This is a genomic window from Prosthecobacter sp. (assembly GCF_029946185.1).
Classification (GTDB): domain Bacteria; phylum Verrucomicrobiota; class Verrucomicrobiia; order Verrucomicrobiales; family Verrucomicrobiaceae; genus Prosthecobacter.
This window is the reverse complement of the sequence record NZ_JAQSEA010000228.1, coordinates 1-21,078: the sequence shown is the minus strand read 5'-3', so window position 1 is coordinate 21,078 and position 21,078 is coordinate 1. Positions and strand designations below refer to the sequence as shown.

General features: G+C 58.8%; 18 protein-coding genes and 1 pseudogene. 14 read left to right on the top strand and 5 right to left on the bottom strand.

The genetic code is table 11. The annotated features are described in order from the left end of the window. The first annotated feature begins 228 nt into the window (after positions 1–228). The 7 genes from PSV43_RS19010 (at position 229) to PSV43_RS18980 (ending at position 10,522) form a co-directional block, all read left to right on the top strand. Positions 229–1,221, top strand: coding sequence for a bestrophin family ion channel (locus PSV43_RS19010; protein ID WP_300201130.1), 993 nt, complete (start codon positions 229–231; stop codon positions 1,219–1,221). Positions 1,222–1,616: 395 nt separating this feature from the next. Next, on the top strand, positions 1,617–4,043 hold the full coding sequence (locus tag PSV43_RS19005) for a hypothetical protein (protein ID WP_300201127.1): 2,427 nt from the start codon (positions 1,617–1,619) through the stop codon (positions 4,041–4,043). 56 nt (positions 4,044–4,099) lie between these two features. Next, positions 4,100–4,417 (top strand): PadR family transcriptional regulator, encoded by a 318-nt coding sequence (locus tag PSV43_RS19000; protein ID WP_300201125.1) that lies wholly within the window; start codon positions 4,100–4,102, stop codon positions 4,415–4,417. 116 nt (positions 4,418–4,533) lie between these two features. Further along, positions 4,534–7,662 (top strand): efflux RND transporter permease subunit, encoded by a 3,129-nt coding sequence (locus PSV43_RS18995; RefSeq protein WP_300201122.1) that lies wholly within the window; start codon positions 4,534–4,536, stop codon positions 7,660–7,662. Positions 7,663–7,670: 8 nt separating this feature from the next. Then, entirely contained in the window at positions 7,671–8,657 is a 987-nt protein-coding gene (locus PSV43_RS18990; RefSeq protein ID WP_300201119.1) for an efflux RND transporter periplasmic adaptor subunit, read from the top strand. 29 nt (positions 8,658–8,686) lie between these two features. Continuing rightward, the gene (locus tag PSV43_RS18985) at positions 8,687–10,009 is read left to right on the top strand and encodes a TolC family protein (RefSeq protein ID WP_300201116.1); all 1,323 of its coding nucleotides are present in this window, start codon (positions 8,687–8,689) and stop codon (positions 10,007–10,009) included. 60 nt (positions 10,010–10,069) lie between these two features. After that, on the top strand, positions 10,070–10,522 hold the full coding sequence (locus PSV43_RS18980) for a hypothetical protein (RefSeq protein WP_300201114.1): 453 nt from the start codon (positions 10,070–10,072) through the stop codon (positions 10,520–10,522). A gap of 200 nt (positions 10,523–10,722) precedes the next feature. Here PSV43_RS18980 and PSV43_RS18975 read toward each other — a convergent pair whose 3' ends face one another. From PSV43_RS18975 to PSV43_RS18965, 3 genes are read right to left on the bottom strand one after another with little or no spacing between them, the layout of a single operon-like run. Further along, positions 10,723–11,115, bottom strand: coding sequence for a TPM domain-containing protein (locus PSV43_RS18975; protein WP_300201111.1), 393 nt, complete (start codon positions 11,113–11,115; stop codon positions 10,723–10,725). A gap of 44 nt (positions 11,116–11,159) precedes the next feature. Next, entirely contained in the window at positions 11,160–11,981 is an 822-nt protein-coding gene (locus tag PSV43_RS18970) for a TPM domain-containing protein (RefSeq protein ID WP_300201109.1), read from the bottom strand. Further along, positions 11,978–12,589: a LemA family protein gene (locus tag PSV43_RS18965; RefSeq protein WP_300201107.1), complete on the bottom strand. Its 612-nt coding sequence runs from the start codon at positions 12,587–12,589 to the stop codon at positions 11,978–11,980. The genes PSV43_RS18970 and PSV43_RS18965 overlap by 4 nt, the downstream gene beginning before the upstream one ends. Before the next feature lie 144 nt (positions 12,590–12,733). On the opposite strand from PSV43_RS18965, the gene PSV43_RS18960 reads away from it, so the two are divergent. Then, positions 12,734–13,741 carry a methyltransferase gene (locus tag PSV43_RS18960; RefSeq protein WP_300201105.1) on the top strand — a complete coding sequence of 336 codons (1,008 nt, stop codon included), beginning with the start codon at positions 12,734–12,736 and terminating at the stop codon, positions 13,739–13,741. 62 nt (positions 13,742–13,803) lie between these two features. Here the strand turns inward: PSV43_RS18960 and PSV43_RS18955 are convergent, their stop codons facing one another. Continuing rightward, complete coding sequence (locus PSV43_RS18955) at positions 13,804–14,118, bottom strand: putative quinol monooxygenase (RefSeq protein ID WP_300201089.1); 315 nt, start codon at positions 14,116–14,118, stop codon at positions 13,804–13,806. A gap of 44 nt (positions 14,119–14,162) precedes the next feature. On the opposite strand from PSV43_RS18955, the gene PSV43_RS18950 reads away from it, so the two are divergent. The 3 genes from PSV43_RS18950 (at position 14,163) to PSV43_RS18940 (ending at position 16,843) form a co-directional block, all read left to right on the top strand. Further along, positions 14,163–15,323, top strand: a complete 1,161-nt coding sequence (locus PSV43_RS18950; RefSeq protein ID WP_300201086.1) for a leucine-rich repeat domain-containing protein — start codon at positions 14,163–14,165, stop codon at positions 15,321–15,323. 64 nt (positions 15,324–15,387) lie between these two features. Further along, positions 15,388–16,338 (top strand): prolyl oligopeptidase family serine peptidase, encoded by a 951-nt coding sequence (locus tag PSV43_RS18945; RefSeq protein ID WP_300201082.1) that lies wholly within the window; start codon positions 15,388–15,390, stop codon positions 16,336–16,338. Positions 16,339–16,357: 19 nt separating this feature from the next. After that, entirely contained in the window at positions 16,358–16,843 is a 486-nt protein-coding gene (locus PSV43_RS18940) for a Fur family transcriptional regulator (protein WP_300201079.1), read from the top strand. Between the two features lie 197 nt (positions 16,844–17,040). Here the strand turns inward: PSV43_RS18940 and PSV43_RS18935 are convergent, their stop codons facing one another. Then, on the bottom strand, positions 17,041–18,651 hold the full coding sequence (locus tag PSV43_RS18935; RefSeq protein WP_300201076.1) for a hypothetical protein: 1,611 nt from the start codon (positions 18,649–18,651) through the stop codon (positions 17,041–17,043). Positions 18,652–18,837: 186 nt separating this feature from the next. Between PSV43_RS18935 and PSV43_RS18930 the strand changes: the two genes are divergently transcribed. From PSV43_RS18930 to PSV43_RS18920, 3 genes and pseudogenes are all read left to right on the top strand, one after another. Then, the gene (locus PSV43_RS18930) at positions 18,838–19,491 is read left to right on the top strand and encodes a TPM domain-containing protein (RefSeq protein ID WP_300201073.1); all 654 of its coding nucleotides are present in this window, start codon (positions 18,838–18,840) and stop codon (positions 19,489–19,491) included. A gap of 143 nt (positions 19,492–19,634) precedes the next feature. Continuing rightward, positions 19,635–20,654 carry a hypothetical protein gene (locus PSV43_RS18925; RefSeq protein WP_300201070.1) on the top strand — a complete coding sequence of 340 codons (1,020 nt, stop codon included), beginning with the start codon at positions 19,635–19,637 and terminating at the stop codon, positions 20,652–20,654. 230 nt (positions 20,655–20,884) lie between these two features. After that, positions 20,885–21,078: pseudogene (locus PSV43_RS18920) on the top strand (hypothetical protein); the annotation flags it as partial.

Sequence of the window (21,078 nt, the reverse complement as noted above, 5' to 3'; positions counted from 1 at the left end):
TTTGCGGTAGTACCGTAGCCATCTCGTTCCGTCGAGATGGGCACAGCACCCGCGCAACCACCCATCACAAAGGGGTCACGCAGGGGCAAAGTGAAAGCCTGAAAAACTGATCGCGCACCACGCCTCTGCCGTCGTATAGACGCGGCCTTCGCCGAAGCCCTGTCTGGCATGCAGAGTGCTTTTCTCCGGCACCACTCAGCTTCACTTCCCAAACCGCATCAGCACCCCATGTACGTCGGCAAAGAATTCCGTTTGATCCTTCTCTGGCACTTCGCACGCCGGAATTTCATCGAGTCCCTGCTCATCAGCACTTTCGCGGTTGTCCTCTACCGTTTCGCTGGACTGCACTGGATTGCCATTCCCTTCCTGCCCATCGGCACCATCGGCACCGCCGTGGCGTTCTTCGTCGGCTTCAAGAACAACCAGGCATTCGACCGCCTGTGGGAGGCACGCCGCCTGTGGGGTGGCATCACCAATTCCTCCCGCAGCTTCGTCGCCCACCTGAAGGCCAGTCTTCCCGCCGAGTCCAAGGACGTGCGCGAGGCCGCCTACCGCCAGCTCGCCTTCATCAACATCCTCCGTCTCCAACTGCGCCGCACCATCCCCTGGACCACCAGCAAGCAAAACCTCCACAAGACCTTCGCTGGCGAGCGCCATGAGCTTGAGGAGTTTGAGAAAGGTCTCAAGCGCATCCTTGGGGAGCACGACAAGATGCATTACTTCGACCGCCTCAAGAGCCTCAACAATCCCGCATGCATGCTCCTCAAGGTCCATGCCGAGCACCTTGCCCGGCTGAAGCGCGAGGGCGCGCTCGATCCCTTCGAGCACATTGAACTCATGCGCCTCATCAATGAGTTCCACAATCTCCAAGGAGGGTGCGAACGCATCAAGTCCACCCCGCTCTTCCGCCAGTACAGCATCTTCAGCCATATCTTCGTACAGATCTTCATCCTGCTGCTCCCCTTTGGCCTGCTGAAGGACCTCAACGCCATTGTTGGCGGGCCCGGGGTCTGGCTCACCATTCCCTTTTCGGTGCTCATCTCCTGGATCTTCTACACCATGGAGCAGACCGGCGAGTTCAGCGAAAATCCATTCGACAACGCCATCCACGACACCCCCATTTCCACCATCTGCCGCAACATCGAAATCGATGTCCGCGAGATCCTTGGCGAGGACAAGCTGCCCCCAAAACTGCAACCCGAAAACAACGTCCTTCTCTGACGGCTGGAGCGTCCCACGCCGCCATGCTAAGCAACGAGTTCATTGAATTGAGGCAGCCTTGTTCCTGCAGAACAAGCAAGGCTTGCGCCACCAACGGCACAGTCGAACGGCCGCGCACCTGACACTCCGAGCTTGCCAAACGGCATTCTTCGGTTACACATCGCGCCATGTTCACCGCGCAAACCAGTTTTCTTGCAGCGCAGACGGCCTCGTAAAGAAGGCCGTCTGAATTCATCTGGACATGCGCGGCGCAACGAGCCGCCAGCATCTGCGATGTTGAGTTGATCTCATCACGCCCGCGCATTCCTCCTCTGCACCGTCGTCCGCGTCTCTTTCCGCGATGCACCACACACGGACGACGCACTGGTGTGGTCAATCGCGGCCTCTCTCAATTCATGAATCTCATGCAGTTCCCGCTGCGCTTGCAGTCGGGACGAATCGTCTTGCTGCGCCTGGAACAGCTTCCAGCCGCACAACGCGCACGCAACACCTGCCCAGCCGGATCGGCGGACAGCGGCTGGCGCATCCAAGTTGAACCCTGCGAAATTTCGCCTGCCTTGCACCACCTCACGGCCGCATGGCAGCGCCTGTCCTGCGCAACGCACACGGCACGGACACTTGCAGACCTCACCCTCATTCATCATGCACTGCCTGCGGACGGCGCATTCCTCGTCAGCCCTCTGCCAAGCCATTGGTACGGCCGTGATGTGCGCCCCTGGCTGGGAGATCCATCCACGCGTTTGCATCTGATGAACGTTCTTGCACCACATCGTCGCGAAGCATTCCAGCTGCTCGGCAAGGATCTGCCCCATGCGCATGACGAGCACACCTCCGCCTCAGCATCACACCTCTGGCGGCCCTGGCTTCGCCCACGTCGTCAGGATTGGAATGCAGAACTCGAAGCCGCCACGGCGATGATAAACCGAGGTTGTGAAGCCGACCGTGAGGCCCTGATAGCAACCCTCCTGCATGAAGGTGGCACCGCATGGTTGCTCTTGCTGGCCCGGCAGCCTACTCACGAGCACCTGCCACTGCTACGTGCCTTGGTGGAAACCAAACAGCACCTGCGGCCACCACCCGCAGGCATGCACAAGCTGCTCACCACGGTGCATCACCTCACAAAATCCACGTTGTACTCCCACACCGCTAAGACCTGCCTCCTGAGTCTGGCCAATGGCTGCACACCGCGCTTCATCGCGCATGCACTGCATTTCCACCAGCGGTGGAAACTGGAGTTTCAGACTCAGGCCCGCCCAGAGCATGAACCTCGTCAGCGTCAGCTGCATCTCGTCCTCCATGGCAAAGCAGCCAACTGGCTTCGCAACCCAAAGCAAATCTGGGAGCAGGCCACGGGATTGAAAGACTGGACCTCAGCCATCCAACGCCTCCTGGCGCGGTCGGTCGGCAAAGAAATGCTCGACAGCATTCTCGAAGCACTGCGCCACCTCGGACGCAAACGCGGCCTGGATGCCTGCAAATGGACGCACTGGCTCGCACGCTGGGATGAGATGCTTCGTGAGGTGCATGCCACACCTCGCGCAAAGCGCAAACTCTCCGCCGATCTGATCGAGGCGTGGCGAATCAACCCAGAGCATGCCTCCATGAGCGCCCATTCGGTTGATCATCTGCTGCGTTGGCTCCAGCGCGCACGTGAATTTGAAAAGCATCCCGGAGAGGACATTCCGGTGATGATCGAAGCCCTTTGGGAGAACCTCAGTACAGACGATGAAACAACGCTGCTTCAGATACCGGAGAAAACCTGGCGGCAGATGCAGCCCGCACTCGCAGGCTGGTCAGCACGTACCAATGCCATTTACGGCCTGTCATATTCCTGGCGGCTGCCAGCTGGCTGCCTTCTCGGCATGCTGATGGCTTCACCCCTTGAGTGGACGCGCACCATGCGCCGCATTGGCGAACTGGAATGGCGTGAGCGAAAGGAGCTTTGGGCAGCATTTTGCGAACATCCTCTCACCACCTGCGATGCGTCAAGCACGCCACTCCAGCATGTCATCGTCATGGTGGAGACCATTCACGCATCGCACCCACGCTTCCCGGGCGTACCCGACAAACTGCGCTCCGCCGGCACACTGCATGAACACGTGAAGACGCACTACATGGACGAACTGCTGCGCAACATCCACCGGCTGCGTCTTGCCGTGCTCGATGAGCTGGCTGAGTGGGCCCTGCGCCGCCGTTTCCCCAGCCTGGGTGGAGATAACATCGCCACTCACACGCTTCGTGTCGCCGCAGCCGCTGGCGAGGAAAATCGCCGCTCCTTCCGCCGCCTGCTGAACGCGTGCGATCAGGAGCAGGCCACACGCGAGTGGACGCTCTCACACCCGGCCAATCAACAGTGGCTGCGCAAACAACCACGCCAACGTGCTGAGCAATGGACGGGAGGCTTCTTCATTGAGCACGACATCCGCGACATCGGCCCCGTGCGCATTGGCCCCGAAGATGACCTGCAGGCCATTCTGCGCATGGGCACGGACTTTGGCACCTGCCTCAGCGCCGGCAGCTTCAACAGCTTCTCTACCGCTGCGAACGCGCTCGATGCCAACAAGCGGGTCCTCTACGCACGCGACGTCAAGGACCGCGTCTGGGCGCGGCAGCTCGTCGCCATCTCCGACAGCGGGCACCTCGTGTGCTTCCCCGTCTATGCACGCCGGTCTCATGCCGCTCTGCGTCATCTGTTCGCCGCTTACGATCACACCTTGGCCCAGGCCCTGCGCCTGCCGATGTGGCTCTCCCGTGAAGACACCGCACCCATCGCCAAAATCGTTTGCAAAGAATGGTATGACGACGGCATCTGGCGGCCTTAATTCCATGAGACGTCACTTGACCGCCCGCCGCTTTCGAGGACTACGTTCCCACTGCCGTGGACCTCAAACTCATCAACCGCGAAATCCTGCTCTCCTTCTGGAAGGTGCATGTGCTGCATCATGCCGCCGAGGGCGAGGTCATCGGCCAGTGGATGCTCAAAGAGCTGAACCACCACGGCTACGACGTCAGCCCCGGCACTCTGTATCCCCTGCTCAAGCGCATGGAAAAAAACGGCTGGCTCACCTCCAAAGCAGACGCCTCGCGCGGCCCCAAAGCCCCCCGCGCCTACAAGATCACCAAAGATGGACGCGCCGTCCTCAAGATCGTCCGCCAGCAGCTTCGAGAGCTGGGTGTGGAAGTCGGCAAGGCCTGAAACAGCCTAGCTGAATCGATCACGAGAAATTCTTTTCTTTTCAGGGAAAGAACTTGTCCTCAATCCGTTTACGTTGCCCGTAATCGCCAACCGTAGTTACTCGTCTTTTCTCCCGCATGTCTCTCGCCCGCTTTGCCCTCCGACACCCCTGGTCTGTTTTGGTTGCTGTGGTGGCCGTCTGCCTCGGGGCATGGCTCGGACTCCAGCGCATGACGCGCGACATCTTCCCGCCTCTGGGCATCCCGACGATCTACGTGGCGCAGCCCTTTGGCGGCATGGACCCGCTGCAGATGGAAGGCTACCTGACCTACCGCTACGAGTACCACTTCCTCTACATCTCCAACATCGAGCACGTGGAGTCGAAGTCCATCCAAGGCGCTTCCATCATGAAGCTGCAGTTTCATCCCGGCACAGACATGAGCCAGGCGATGTCCGAAACCGTGGCACAGGTAAACCGCGCACGCGCCTTCATGCCGCCGGGCACAGTCGCCCCCTTCATCATGCGCTTCGATGCCGGCAGCGTTGCAGTGGGGCATCTCGTCTTCTCCACCGATGATCCGAACATCTCTTTGAACCAGATGCAGGATCAGGCGCTCAACAAGGTGCGCCCGGCCTTCGCCACCCTGCCCGGCGTCTCCGCACCGCCACCCTTCGGCGGCAGCTCGCGCGCCATCGTGGTGAACGTGAACCCGGACCGCATGCGCAGCTACGGCCTGTCGCCGGATGACATTGTGAAAGCCATCGCCCGTGGCAATCCCCTCAGCCCCTCGGGCAACATGAACCTCGACGGCAAGTACCCCATCGTGCCGACCAATGCCATCGTCACTAATATCAAGGATCTCGAAGCCGTACCGCTGAAGCACACCGACCAAGGCGCCGTCTTCATCCGCGATGTCGCCGCCGTCTCCGACTCCGCCGACGTCACCACTTCCTACGCACTCGCCAACGGCATCCGCACCGTCTATCTGCCCGTCACCAAACGTGCGGAAGCCTCCACGCTCGAAGTCGTCAAAACCGTGCGTGCGGCCATCCCCGAATTTCAAAAACTGCTACCGTCCGGCATCAAGGTGAGCTTTGAATTCGATCAGACGCCCGTGGTCAATCGCAGCATCCGCGATCTGCTCAAGGAAGGCTGCCTCGGTGCCGTCCTCACAGGCCTCATGGTGCTGCTCTTCCTGCGCGATCTCCGCACCGCCTTCATCGTCATCATCAACATCCCCCTCTCGCTGCTGGCTTCCGCATTCGGCCTGTGGATCACCGGAGAAAACATCCACCTCATGACCCTCGGCGGCATGGCGCTCTCAGTCGGCATCTTGGTCGATGAAGCGACCGTGACCGTGGAAAACATCCACACGCATCTCGCACGCGGCAAACCTCTCGCCCGTGCCGCGCTCGATGGCACGCTGGAGACCACCATGCCGCGACTGCTGGCGATGCTCTGCATCCTTGCTGTGTTCATCCCCGCCTTCTTCATGGTCGGCGCTGCCAAGGCCCTCTTCGTCCCGCTCGCGCTGGCCGTTGGTTTTGCGATGTTCGCCTCATTCATTCTCTCCAGCACGCTCGTGCCGGTGCTCTCGGTGTGGCTGCTGCCGAAGAAGCAGAAGCTGCATGAGGAAAAGCCCGGCATCCTTGCCCGCAGTTATGGCGGACTCGTGCGGGCCGCCGTGACCATGCGCTTCATTCTCGTTCCCGCTTATCTCGGCGGCGCTGCGCTGATCATCCTCACCTTCGGCCCATTCCTCGGCTCCGAAATTTTTCCCGCCACAGATTCCGGCCAGTTCGCACTGCGCTTCCGCGCCCCCAGCGGCACGCAGGTTGCACGCACCGAGGCCATCGCCCAGCGCATCCTGAAGATCATCGGCGAGGAGTCAGCCATTGAATTCTCCATCGGCATGGTCGGTGTGCACAATTCCAGCTTCCCCGTCAATCTCGTCCATCTCTGGAACGGTGGCCCGGAGGAAGGCTGGCTGGCCGTGCAGCTTCGTCCGGGCTGGGACAGCGTGGAGACATTGCAGGAAAAGCTGCGTGAAATCATCGGCCGCGAACTTCCCGAAGTCCGTCTCTCCTTCGAGCCCAACGACATCGTCAGCCGCGTGATGAGCTTTGGCTCGTCCACACCGCTTGAGATTGTCGTCAGCGGCCCCAGCCTGCCAGACAGCAAGGCGCATGCAGAAAAGCTGCTCGCCAAGTTCGGCGAACTCAAGTTCCTGCGCGACGCCCAGATCGCCCAGACCCTCGATGCACCTTCCGTCAATGTGCAGATCGACCGCGAGCGCGCCGGACTGCTCGGCGTGGATGTCGAAGACGTCACCCGCAGCCTCGTGGCCGCGACCACATCCAGCAAGTTCACCACACCCGTCTATTGGGCCGACCCCAAGACGGGCATCAGCTTCAACATCGCCGTACAAATCCCCGAAGAGCGCACGCAGACGCTGGAAGACCTCGGCAACATCCCCATCACCAGCAAGGGCGGCGGCACCGTGCTGATGCGCAACCTCGCCAAGATGGAGAAGAGCACCACCATCGGCACTTACGAGCGCTACAACCTCGTCCGCGTCGTCAGCATCACCGCCAACATTCACGACATCGACTTCGGCAGCGCCATCGCGAAAATCCGCCAGGCCATTACCGAAGTAGGCCCCGCACCCGATGGCAAAACGAAGGTGGACGTGCGCGGTCAGGTCGTGCCATTTGAGCAGCTCTACTCCGGCTTCAGTAGCGGCATCGTCATCGCCATGGTCGTCATCTTCCTGCTGCTCTGCGCGAACTTCCAGTCGCTCCGCCTCGCCATCATCGTCATCTCCACCATGCCTGCCGTCATCGCGGGCGTGGTGCTTGCGCTGTTCTTCACCGGCACCACGATCAATATCCAATCCGCCATGGGCGCGATCATGGCCGTGGGCGTCGCTGTCGCCAATGCCATCCTGCTAGTCACCTTTGCCGATCGCGAACGTCTGAGCAGCGGCGGGGATCGTCGCACCGCCGCCATCACCGGCTCCGTCAGTCGCCTGCGTCCCATCTTGATGACCAGCTTTGCCATGCTCGCCGGCATGCTTCCGCTCGCCCTCGGTTCCGGTCAGACCGCCCCGCTTGGCACCGCCGTCGTTGGCGGTCTTGCGCTCGCCACCGTCGCCACCTTGTTCTTCCTCCCTGCTGTCTTCGCCCTGCTCGCCAGCACGAAAGCCACGTCGGCTTCACTCGATCCTGATGACGCCCAAAGCGCACTGTTTGAACCCTCACACTGATTTCCGCCATGACCAAGCACCTGCTCCTTTTCCTCGGCCTCAGCACCTTCGCCAGCGCGCTCGATCTCCCCGCCACCAAGCCGCAAACAGGCACCATCCATCGCTGGATCAGCCTGCCCGCGAGTTTCGCGCCATGGCAGCAGGTGGACTTGAAGGCACGTGTGGCCGGTTACATCCAGAAGATCACTGTGGACAAAGGAGACCTCGTCACGGCAGGCCAGAAGCTCATAGAGATCTCCGTGCCGGAACTCGAAGCCGACCTCATCGGCCACCGCGCTCAGATCGCCGCCGCCGGCATCGCCGTAAAACGCCTGCACGAAGCCCGCTCCAAATCACCCGACCTCATCCTTCCGCAGTCCGTCGATGATGCCGAAGCCAAACTCGCCATCTCCAAGGCCGGGATGGAGCGCGCCAATGCACTGCTTCAGTTTGCCCAGATCTCCGCCCCCTTTCCCGGCACCATCACCGACCGCCGCGTGGATCCCGGCGGCTTCGCAGCAGCGGGTGGCGGCACCCTGCTGCAGCTCACCGATGTCAGCACGCTGCGCCTGCAAGTGCCCGTCATTGAGATCGAGACATCCTTTCTCAAAGTCGGCCAGCAGATCGAGGCGAAAGTCGATGCCCTCGGCGGCACTGTCGTCAAAGGCACGCTCTCCCGCCTCACCGGCACCCTTGATCCCGCCACGCGCACCATGCTCATCGAGGCGGATTTCAAAAACGACGAAGGCAAACTCCGCCCCGGCATGTTTGCCACCGCACGCATCGCCGTGGAGCAGCACAACAACGCCACGATCATCCCCGTTACCGCCCTCGTGATGGAAAAGACTAATGCCTTCGTCTTCAAGCATGTGGACGGTAAAGCCGTCAAGACCGCCGTGAAGCCCGGCTTCAATGACGGCAAGAATGTCGAGATTCCCGAACTCAAAGCCGATGACGTGATCCTCCTGCCGGGCACCACGCCGCTCACCGACAAGCAGCCGGTCACCGTGAAATGACGAAACCCGAACTCCATCTCTCGTAAGCCATGCACTCCCCTCTTCGAGCTTCGTCATTCATTCGTCATTTGGCACTCCTGCTCTTGGCCGCCTCCAGCCTTCACGCCGCCGATCCCGCCTTCGTCGATCTACGCACTGTCATGCGTCTCGCCGGTGCCAACAATGACGAGATCCAGCTCGCACGCGCGAAGCATGATGAGGCGATAGCGGAGTCCAAGCAGGCCTGGCAGCGCTTCTGGCCAGCGCTGAGTCTTGGTGCAGGTTATCGCGGCCATGATGGCCGCTTGCAGGACATCGCAGGCAATGTCTTCAATGCGAACAAACAGCAGTACAATGTCGGCACCGGAGTCGTCATCGACTGGTCCCCCGGCGACATCTACTACTCCGCGCTCGCAGCAAAACAGCGCGCACTCGCAGCCGAACACCTCGCCGAAAAAGCCCGCATCGACATCGTGACCCAATCCGTTGAGCGGTATTACGACCTCCTCGCCGCCGAGGCCATGCTCACCATCATCGACGACGACCTGCAACTCACCCAGGACTATGGCAAACAGCTCGATGGCGCCGTCACCGCAGGCACCGCCTTCCGCGCCGACCTGCTGCGCGTCAAATCGCAGATCAGCCGCGCCAAGCTGGCCATTCGCCAGGGCGAAGAGCAGCGCGATCTCGCCGTCGCGCGCCTCGCTGAAATCCTCCGCCTCACGCCCGACGCCGCCCTGCGTCCCGCGAAGTCTGATCTGGTTCCCGTCAAAATGATGTCCGGCAAAGGTGTCGCCACCATGATCTCGCTCGCGCAGCAAAACCGTCCGGAGATGCATGCCGCGCAGGCCATTCACAGTTCCATGGACGCCGAAAAAGACCGCACACGCGTCGCGCCCATGATTCCGAGCGTACAGGCTGGCTACAGCATGGGCGGCCTCGGCGGCGGTCCCGGTGTCGGTGGGCAGCAGAGCGGCAACTTCGGCAGACAGCAGGATTTTTATCTCGGCTTCGGCTGGAAGATCGGCCCCGGCGGTCTGTTTGACCGTCAACGCCAAAAGGTGGCGGACGCCCGCGAAGAAGGCGCCTCGCTGCAAACCAGCCAGGTCAAAGCCGCCGTCGGGCGCGAAGTCGTCGAAGCCGCCACCCGCTCACAGTCCGCCAATGACCAGATCAAGATCAACGACGAAGCCGTCGATGCCGCCGAAGAGATGACCAAACTGGCCAAAGAACGCCAGGCCAGCCAGGTGGGCGTGGTGCTCGAGTACCTCCTCGCACGCGAAGAACTGACCCGCGCCCGCCAGAGCCGCGTCATGGCCGTGACCGATTTCAACAAAGCACAGCACGCACTGAAACGTGCCGTGGGAAAATAGGGCTTGAGAGATGCTCGGGTTCCAGTTGCACCCTTGCCTGTCTGCCTCAAACTCGTCCGCATGAGACCTCCTTCCATTCCCCATGCCGCCCTTTTTATTTACAGCGAGAGCTTCGCCCTAACTGAGGATGGCCGTCGCTTCCATGTATTTGCCAGACTCGAGGGCAGCAATCAGTGGATCTTCTTTTACACCCGGGATAAGCCAGAACAGCCTGTCACTATCTGGTATGAGCATGATCTGACCATCCCCCTTGCCACACAGATTGAAGACACCTTCGGAGCGCTTAAAATCCCCCTCAATCCTGGTGTACGCACCTGCGACGACCAGGAGCACTATCGCGGCCTTGAATCACAGGTGCAGGGTGCCTCATTTTTTCTGGGTTGGGACACTGCGGACAGTGAATTGGCAGACGCCTTGGAACCACTGATCAGTCTCCTCCGCCCGCTCGTGGATGAAATGAAAACCGTCCTCGACGCCAACGAACCACCGCCATCCTTCGTTGGGGACCTGTGATTCCAGCCCTCATTCGATAGCGCTTCGCAAAACTCATTTCCAGATCGAGCCGAGATTGCCCCCGTATAGACTGCGATTGCGCAGCGAGGAACGAGCGCAGCTACCGCTTTCGACGGGCAGAGTGGCTCGCGAATCACGGGACACCCGAAAGCCACGTCATGGCCGTAACAGAAATCAACTAAGCGTAGAAACAGCCCGCCTCAATCCCGCAGCACTTCGTCCGGCAGTTCATTCGCATCGTTTTCCAATCGTGGGAAATGCGCCAAAAGCGCCCGACCAATCGCTTCAATAACACGCACCAGCGCGCCGGTGTAATCGCCCGCCTTGAACCCTTCGGACAACTGCTGCGCGAGCTGGTTCCAGAATGCCTCGTTGCAAAGATGATGCATCCCCTCATCAGCCACAATCGCAAACTTGCGCGCCTTGGGGGCCACGAAGATGAGCACAGCGTTTCTTTGCGCGGTGCCTTGCATGTTCAAACCGGCGAAGGTTTTCCATGCTTCCGCCATAGGGTCCTCAACGATCTTGTCCGTGACAAAAACGCGCAGTTCTCCACTGGTTCGCGCTTCAGCAGATTGGATCGCCCGGATCACCTGCTCATCCACAATCGTGGCGATGAATTGGTCTGCGTTCATGGTTACCATCCTCCGCTGGCACCGCCTCCACCGGTGCTGCCACCACCCCCGGAAAACGAAGAGCCGCCTCGGCTTCCGCCACCACCGCTCCCTCCGCCCCAGCCACCGCTGCTGCTCCAACTTCTGCTCCAGCTTCTGTTATACCAGGGCTGGCCAGCGCGCGCGCGACGCCGCCCCTTCGCGTCATAGAGGTGGTCACCCCGGAGTTTATAATAAAATTGCAGCCCAACGGTGAACAGGATGAAAATAAAGAAAAGAATCATCAACAACAACTGCGGATCGCCCTGCAATTCCGCCAGTGTTTTGCCAGTGCCTTGGTACTCGCCCACCGTCGCCTCGATCATTGCGGACACGGCGAAGCTGGCACCGCCGGTGTAGTCCCCTCCGCGAAAAAACGGCTTCATGCCCTCAATGATGCGAAAGCACTCCGCATCGGTCAGGCTGGCCTCCAGACCGTAGCCGGTCTGAATGCGCATCTTATGCTGTTCAGTAAAGACAAACAGCACCGCGCCATTGTCACGATCCGCACGGCCAACACCCCATTTTTCAAAAGCACGCGTGCAGTAGTCCTCGATACTCGAGTCTGTGAGCATGCGCGAATAGAAGACCACCAGCAGTTGATTTGAGCTTTCACGCTCATACTTCGCCAGTTGCTCATTCAAGCTGTCTCCCACGTCACGGTCCACGACACTCGTGTAATCATTGAAAAATCGCGCGGGCTTTTCCGGCAGCTGTTCAGCGGCAATCACCGCCGTGACGGCAAGGGCCAGCATGGCAAACACCAGCCGCCACGGGCCGAGCCAGAATGAAGCACGTACGTTCACGGCTGTTTGCCGGCAGCGCTGCCACCAAAGTTAAAATCCACTTTGGGCGGCTCTTCAGCGCCCGGTTTTGCCTGAAAGTAAGGGCGTTCCTTGAAGCCGAGCGCAGAGGCGTAAAACACCGCAGGGATGCTCTTAATTTTCGTGTTGAAACTCTGCACCACTTCATTGAAGCGCCCGCGTTCGACCGAGATGCGGTTCTCAGTGCCTTCCAGCTGGGATTGCAGAGCCATGAACCCCTCATTCGCCTTGAGGTCGGGATAACGCTCCACCACTACGAGCAACCGACTCAGCGCGCCTCCCAGAGCACCTTGCGCCTTTTCAAACGCTTCAAACTGCGCCGGATCGGACGGGGCGGTGCTGGGCTGAACCTTGCCGACGGATGCGCGAGCCTCGGTGATCTCCGTGAGAGTACTCTTCTCAAAATTCGCCGCGCCTTCCACCGTCTTCACCAAGTTCGGGATCAGATCGGCTCGGCGCTGATACACGTTTTGAACCTGCGCCCACTGCCCCTCGACGGCTTGATTGCTCGAAACAATGCCGTTGTAACCGGCCATAACGGTCAGGCCGATGACGGCAACGATACCAAGGACAACCAAGAGTGATTTCATGGGACCGATGATAGGTATCCACCCCCATAACGCGATGAATAATTTGCCGCATTTTTGTAAGCTCATGAACAGCCATGCACTTGGCTAAATCCGTTGATGACGATTCTACTCCTTATGCCACACTCGCACGAACTCATCCAAGCCATGAATCTGACTCCCGATCACATCCTGCAAACCGGCCTCGCCTTTTGGAGCTCCAAGACACTGCTCAGCGCGGTGGAGATGGAAATCTTCACCGAACTCGCAAAGCATCCCGGAGATCTCGCGACAGTGCAGGGCCGTCTAGGATTGCATCCCAGAGGTGCACGTGACTTTCTGGACGCGCTGGTCGCGCTGGGTTTTGTTCTGCGCGACGACGACGGCATCTACCGCAACACGCCTGAAACCGAACTGTTTCTAGACAAGTCCAAGCCCTCCTACATCGGCGGCATCCTGGAGATGGCAAACCACCGCCTGTATCCATACTGGGGCAGCCTGACAACGGCGCTGCGCACAGGTGAATCGCAAAACGAATCCAAAGGCGGGCTTGATCCCTTCGCCGCGCTCTACGCGGACCCGGCCAAGCTCCGCGAGTTCCTGCGTGCAATGTCGGGCGTGAGCCGGGGTGCCAACATGGCGATCGCCCAGAAATTCCCTTGGGGGGAATATCGCAGCTGTGCAGACATCGGCACTGCGCAGGGAGATCTCGTGACCCAGATCACCCTCGCTCAGCCGCATCTGCAAGGCATCGGCTTTGACCTGCCTGAAGTAGGCCCCATCTTCGAAGAATACGTAGCCTCGAACGGTCTGGATGCTCGTGTGACCTTCACAGGTGGCAGCTTTTTCACCGATGATCTGCCCAAGGCAGACGTGCTCCTCTTTGGCCACATCCTCCATGACTGGGATCTGGCCACCAAGCGCATGCTCCTACAAAAAGCCTACGCCGCGCTGCCTGCGGGTGGTGCCGTAGTCGTATATGACTCCATCATCGACGACGCACGCAAAGAAAATGCCTTCGGCCTGCTCATGAGCCTGAACATGCTCATCGAGACCCCCGGCGGTTTTGATTACACCGGCGCAGACTGCATCGGCTGGATGCAAGAAGCCGGCTTCACCCAATGCCGCGTGGAGCACCTGGTAGGCCCCGATTCCATGGTCATTGGCATCAAGTAACCAACCGCTGCATCAGCGATCAATCATGCCTGCTTTTCAAGAACGGACCCAGCGGCCCACCGCTAGTAGACCGGGCCTTTGACCGCCCAGCGCTTGAGCACAAAGCCGGGACCACTCGCACGCCATTTGGCGACATGCGGCGTCGTGTAGTGCAGATCAAAAGCAGCCTGATCGACGTAGCTCTCGCTGAGGGCGAAGAGATTGGACTGCTCATTATCGCGGCTGACTTCAAAGCGCAGGCACCCCGGTTCCAAACGCGAAGCGGCGGCGTTTTCGAGGATGACGGCGAGGAATTCATCGATCTTCAGCGGATCGATCTCGAGGATGACAATAACATTGACCATAAGCCCAAGAGAGAGGCGATTTTTGCTGAACATGCAACCTGCGTTCTACGTATCATGCCCTTAACATTCCACCAGCCATGAAACTTCGACTCGTCCTCCCCACGCTGTTCGCCCTCAGTCTTCACGCACAAGACACCAAACCCGCAGCTGTGCCCGCACCGCCCGCCACAACTCCCCCGGTTCCGGCTGCCGCAACCAAGGCTGAAACGAAGCCCACCCCCGCAGCACCCGCCAAGGTGGAGCCGAAACCTGCGCCTGCCACTCCTCCGGCCAAAACGGATGCCAAACCCGCCCCTGCTCCCGCGAAGCCCTCAACGCCAACACCCGCCAAACCGACCCCTCCTCCAGCCAAGCCCGCCCCTGCCCCAGCGAAGCCCACCACGCCGCCGCCGCCAGCGAAGCCCGTCACGCCTCCTGCAAAACCCACCACGCCAGCCGTCCCTACCCCCGCTGCGGCCAAGCCAGCACCTCCGAAGCCCGTCGCCATTTTCCCTGACAAGGCACTCGAGGCCGCCGTGAGAAAGCAGGTATTTGCGAAGCGTGACAATCAGGAAGTGATCACCGCAGAAGATGTGGCAACCGTCTCGATCATCGAAGGCAAGAAGGCGGGCATCAAAGACCTGACCGGTCTCGAAAAATGCAAATCCCTGGCCTCCCTGACACTGCCTGAGAATCAGATCACCAACCTCGCACCCATCAAAGGCTTGGAGCGCCTGCAGTTTCTCGACGTCTCCAACAACCAGATCAGCGACATCACGCCGCTGGCCGCCTGCAAGGCGCTGCAATACATCGAACTAACCGGCAACAAGGTGACGGACGTCTCCGCCCTCGGTGACATCCAGTCACTCACTTCCCTCTACCTGGCGAACAACCAGATCAAAGACGCCGCACCGCTCTTCAAACTGCCGAAGGTCTGGACGCTCTATCTCGAAGGCAATCAGGTGACCGGCATCGCCGGTATTGGTGGCATGAAGTGGCTTTCCATGCTTTCGCTCAAGGGCAATGGCGTGAAGGACATCTCGCCCTTGGAGCCGCTGACGGAGCTGCAGTTTCTCTTCCTCGAAAACAACCAGATCACCGATCTCTCGCCCCTGCACCGCATGTGGAAAAAGGACAACGACGGCCCGCGCGAATGGGCCCCCTACTGCCAGATTTTCATCGAAGGAAACGCCATCGACGACGCTTCCAAGAAATTCGTGGAGGAGATGAAGAAGGCCGGGGCGCGCATCACCCCCTGATGTGTCCCCTCCACCACCACGCAAATTGCTTGCCGTCGTGGGCCCGTGCGGCTTAGCATGCCGCATGAGAGCGTCCCTCTATATTCTTGCCTGCGGCCTGCTGCTCACCAGCGCGGTAGCCGCTGACCCGCCACGGCAATGGACTTCCAGCGACGGCAAATCGAAGTTCATGGGCAATCTGGTCGAGTTCACCGACAAAGAGGTCAAAATCCGCCGCAGCACCGATTTCAACCAGTACCGCGTGGCGCTGGACAAGCTCTCCAAGGAAGATCAGACCTACATCCGCAGCCTGCTGCGCGAGAAGCGCCGTGACTCAGGCCTGAAGGAAGGCGCTTACGCAGATAAGATCACCGGGCAGTTTGTCAAAGGCGTGTCAAAGCAGGGCCTGAACTACCAGTTCTGGGGCAGCCCCGCACAGGATGGCACCAAGCGTTACCCCCTCGTCATCTGGCTGCATGGCTCAGGCCAGAGCGGAACCGACAACGAATCCCAGCTCGGCGGCGCACCGAAAATCTGGACCAGCGAAGAGAACCTGTCCAAACAGCCCTGCTTTCTGCTGGCCCCACAATGCCCATCCGCCGACATCGGCTGGAAGAACAAGGTTGCGGACAATCTCCTCGCCCTCATCGCCGATCTCACGGAACAACTCCCCATCGACGCAGACCGCCTCTACCTCACCGGCTCCTCCATGGGTGGCTTCGGCACCTTCAGCATCGCCGCCAAGTATCCCCAGGTGTTTGCCGCCTGCGTCCCGCTCTGCGGCGGGGGCGATGTCAAAAACGCGGAGATTTTGAAGCCCATCCCCTTCTGGGTCTTTCACGGCGACCAAGATGACATGGTCCCCGTCGAACGCTCACGCGCCATTTCGGAAGCCGTCAAACAAGCCGGTGGCGAAAGAATGAACTACACGGAACTGGCTGGCGCAGGCCATGGCATCACGGGAATCGTATATCCACGAACCGACTTGCACGAATGGCTGTTCCGGCAGAAAAAGCCCGCCCCGTCCACGAACTGAAAATTGCGAAATCCGACACATGCTCCACCACCACCATTCCGCCACCTGCCAGCATCATGACGCGGATTCAGCACGCGAACTGGCGGCGACAATGATGGAACGCGCCCGTGAAGCCGGACTGCGGCGAACCAAAGCCCTAGAGAACGTCCTGTCCATCCTCGTCCACTCTCATCAGCCCCTCTCCCTCGCAGACATCTCAGAGTCACCCGATCTCACCAGCAGTGCCGACAAAGCGACCGTTTACCGCGTGCTGGTGAAACTGGAGGAACTGGGCCTCATCCGCCGACTGGGTCTGCATGACCGCAGTGCGTATTACACCATTCTGCAGCCAGGCCACCATGACGATTACCTCATCTGCACGCAGTGCGGCCGCATTCAACGGCTCGACATCGCATGCCCCGTGGAGGCCTTGGAGAAGCAGATCGAGAAACAATCCGGTTTCCAAAAGCTCTACCATGAGCTGGAGTTCTACGGTCTGTGCCCGCAGTGCACGACAAAAGATTAAGTCATGCTGGCAGTGAATGCGTTGCGTCCCCTCTGAAGGACCGAAGTGATCGAAAGGACAACGTATGTCATGACAGCAAGACGTTTTGCTGGTGTTCATGGGTGCCCCCGACCACGCACCCACCGAGCAGCTCCATCAGAGCAAAAAAATCCCGCACTGGCGATCAACCAGTGCGGGAATGAATGAATCACAGGCTTTTAGGGCGAGGTGGCAACCGGGGTGATCGTGTTGGTGTTTGCACCTGTGCTGTTAGTGTTGCCTGCATTGGCACTCAACGAGCCGTTGCCACCAGGAGAAGGTGAACTGCCGCCAGCGAGGTTGCCATCGCCGTTCGTGCCCGTTGTGCTTGTCTGACTGTTGTTCCCGCCTGCTCCGGTATTGGTATTCTCGGTGGTGGTGGTGTTCCCTTCGGGATCGGTCGTGGTCTGCGTCACCGCTGTCGTGGTCTCACCAGTTTGCGGATCTTTAGTCTCAGTGATGGTTGTCGTGGTTGTATTCCCAGAATCGTCGGTGGTCGTGGATGAACTGGTGGTCACCACTGTGCCATCGGATTGAGTTGTTACCGTCACGGTTGAGGTGCCCGTAGTGGTGGTGGTGCTGATGGGAACAGAATTTGGATCCGTAGGATCAACTCCTTGTGCATAGGTCGAAGTCGTGACCACGGTTGTGTCACTGCTCCGTGCATCTCCTTGAGCTACCATCTGGCCAGCATTATCAGGTTTGACGTCACTCGTAGCAGCACCTGCACCATGAGCATCACCCACGGTCACCGTAATCACAGATTTGGTGCCATCGGCATTGGTGACAATCACAGTGTTCGTTGTGACGATATTCATGACGTTACCGCCGGCAGAGCCCGTGCATTGGAAATCTGGCGGGTTGAACTCAGGCTCCCAGCGCAGCGCCAGATAGCGAGTTTTGACCGACTTGGCAGGCTTGGCTTTCAGAGATCCTGTGCCCCGTGTGTCCTCAGCCACCGCCACCGGTGACAGGTTGCCAAAATCACTCGGGTCAAAGGTCATGCGACCGCGCCAGTCTTCTTTTTCAGGGAGGTTGTCGAAGGCGAACACTTCGAAGCGCACTGGACGTGGTGAGTGAACCGAAGCAAACTCATTCAGAATGCGCAGCTGGCCGAAGTCATAGATGATGGTGCGATACTTCTCATCAGACTCGGGGAAGGCGAACTTGTTGTAGGTGATGGCGGTGTCGAGACCATTGGCAGGTTTTGGCGCTGCATACACGACGCGCGCACCACCGAGGCCATTGATAAGATCCGCAGGCTTGCCGCTTTTGCCATCAGCAGACTGCTTGACGGCATACCCCTTGTCAGTCGCAGCACCGAAAAACTGAAGTGTTCGAATGATGCCGCCTTTGGAGAGTGCCAGCTCGAGTTTGACAAACTTGGCCTGCATCCCGGCGAATTTAAATTCCACCGTGCGATCCGCCGCCGAGAAGACTTTCTCTTCAAGAACTGCCCAACCGCTTTTGTCTGCACTTGCCGAAAGTGTGGCCCGGCCCTCGATACCGTCATTCACAAAAGATGAGGAGGAAATCAGCACAGGCTTGCCCAAATTGATGAGTACAAAACTTTTCCCGGCAGACACCGTGGATGAAGCAGTGATGTCACTGGAGAAAATGGAATCCACATGACCGAAGCCTGACGAGCTGTCGAGCGATGCATTGCTGGCAGGACCGGTGATGGTGTTAACCGGCTTTTCCTTGATGATAGGAATTCGCGACCATTTGGCCTGAATGGAACCGGCAGTCAGCAGACTGCCGAGTAAGACGATGGTAGGGGCGAGCTTCATGATCATTGATGGAAAATTGAGCGTTGATTACGGAGTTTGAAAGCCGCAAAAGATCAGCGTTCGTTTTTTATTTATTGAGTCAGCACATAGTTACACCACAAAGGCCATGCGGTGTAAACATTTTTTCTGTGTCATGAGCGACGAAATAGGGCTTGATTAATCGTATATTCCATATTATTCATAACTATGAAATGTCCACGCTGCCAAGCAAACGTCCGCTCAGAGCAGACCACCTGCTCCGCCTGTGGATTTTCAGCGACATTGCTCCATAGCTACCTTGGAAATCAATGGGTTAGGCTGGAACGGATCACGGATGCGGCTCATTGTCTGCGACTGGAAGACACCCGTCGTCTCGAGATCATTTTAGACGATTTTGAACGCAGCTTTCCACAAGCTTTTTTTGCCATATACTTAGGCGCTTTACCCAATAATCTGAATGTCGCAGAATTGGGCTTTTGGCTGCTCAATCAAGGAGCATTCAACACCCACTCGGTCAATCGACGCAATGATTTTGGCATAGTACTGGTCGTAGATCCTTCGGCACAAACCGCCGCCATCACTTTGGGCTATGCGATCGAACATTGTTTCACTCCAAAAACGATCACCCAAATGATGCAAACCATCGGCAGCCACCTGCGCAAAGGCGCTTTTGGCATGGCTATTGGCGGCTCTTGCATTCGCGCTAGCGAGGTATTGCGAAAACACGCCCGTTACATGCCTTGGCAGCCGGAGGCTTCAGTGATGGCAGAATCCTCCGCTGATATCGGCCTGCAACCATTGCGGGGTTGGCAACGGCCAGCAACACGGCCTCTGGCAGAGCTTCCCGCCCCAAGGATATGAGCAAGCCATTCTCCAACCCAATGGCCCCAGGAACGCATCGCGCCAAAATCCTCCCCCTAGCGCTGCTTTTTCCACTGCTTTGCTATGCTGCAGGTGCCTCCGCCGATGGGGTTCAAGCGGGTGAAAATGCCGAGGAACACTCATTGCCGCTGCCGCGCTGGAGTGAACATGAACTCGAGAGATTCCGCAACAGTGCCGGAGTGCTGCCAACCAACAGTGGTGAGTCAGTCTCTGACTTTAATGAACTCATCCATACCCCCTTGTCCAGCGGGCCGCGGCTGGAACATGTTTTCAACAACCAGGACAGCGAGCTCTCTCCGCGCCTGCAGGTCGAGGATATGCGGCTCTTTTTGCCAGAAGCAATTCTAGGACTGCCAACGCTAGGCCAGCCAAGCCCGGTCCAACTGCCGACGCCGCTCGCTTCGCTCAAGGATGTCCCCCTCGAATTTCTCGCTGCTTGTGCGCAGACTCTACCCAAAGAGTATCTCATCGATCCCGACCAGCTTGTGCCCGAGATCCAGAACCACGACATGCAGCGCCTTCTGGAATTCCATGCCCAGGACGCACGTATCAAGTTGTACGTTTTGATGATCGGACATGACCAAAAGCTTCCTGAAGGTGCTGAACTTGAAAAAATCGCCTCTGGCAGCCTGCTAAAATCAGATGCCTGCCTTGTGGTCTATCCTCTCGGCGAACCTTGGCGGATCCGTTTGTTTGTCAGCCGATCCATCCACAACCAGATCTCCACTGAATTCCTCAGTGAAACGATCCAGGCATGCCTGAAAGAATCGCTCCAAACCAGCGATGTTCACGATCAACTGCGGCGCTATACCATCCACCTTTCGACACGGCTGTTCTGGCTGCAAAAAGCGATGGCAACTGATGGTGCCGAAAAAACGGAAAAAGGCCAGTCTTTGGCTGAATTCAGCACGCGGTTGAAAGCACCCGAGCCCCCAAGCACCGAAAGTCTGAGCCCCCTCATGATTTGGACTTCCGGAAGTCTGCTGCTGCTCGGGCTCGTGGGCATCACCTGCCGTCAAATTCTCCACCGCCTGCGACTGAGAAGGCATCGCCATATTTGGATGCTGGCTGAGCCTGAAACAGTTCCTCGTCTAGGCGGTGCTTTTACGGGCGGGGGCGGGGGCATCATTCGATATGGCTGATTTTCAATCACTCGCAGTCATTAAGAATTCCGTCAGTTCCCCAACTTCAATTTGTCAAAAACCATTACTTGAATGATAATTAACGAAATTGACCATAATAATGTGATGTGATGAACCCGGACATGATCCAGTTCCAATGCGGCTTCTGCCACACGACTCTGACGGTACCTGCGCAGATGGCTGGCGTCACGGGTCCGTGCCCTAGTTGCGGGCAGACGGTCACTTCACCCATGCCTGCCCCAGCAGAGTCGCCAGTACCGCAATGGTCTGCACCTGTGGCTGCGCAGGCTCCTGCACCGTCCTGGCCTCCAGCAATGCAATCCCCCATGATGGGAGAGATGCAAGGGACTGGCCTGCCCTCCGCTCATTTCAATGCGGGAGTGAATCTTAACACAGGCCTGCCACCCAAGCGTGCTCCCGGCCA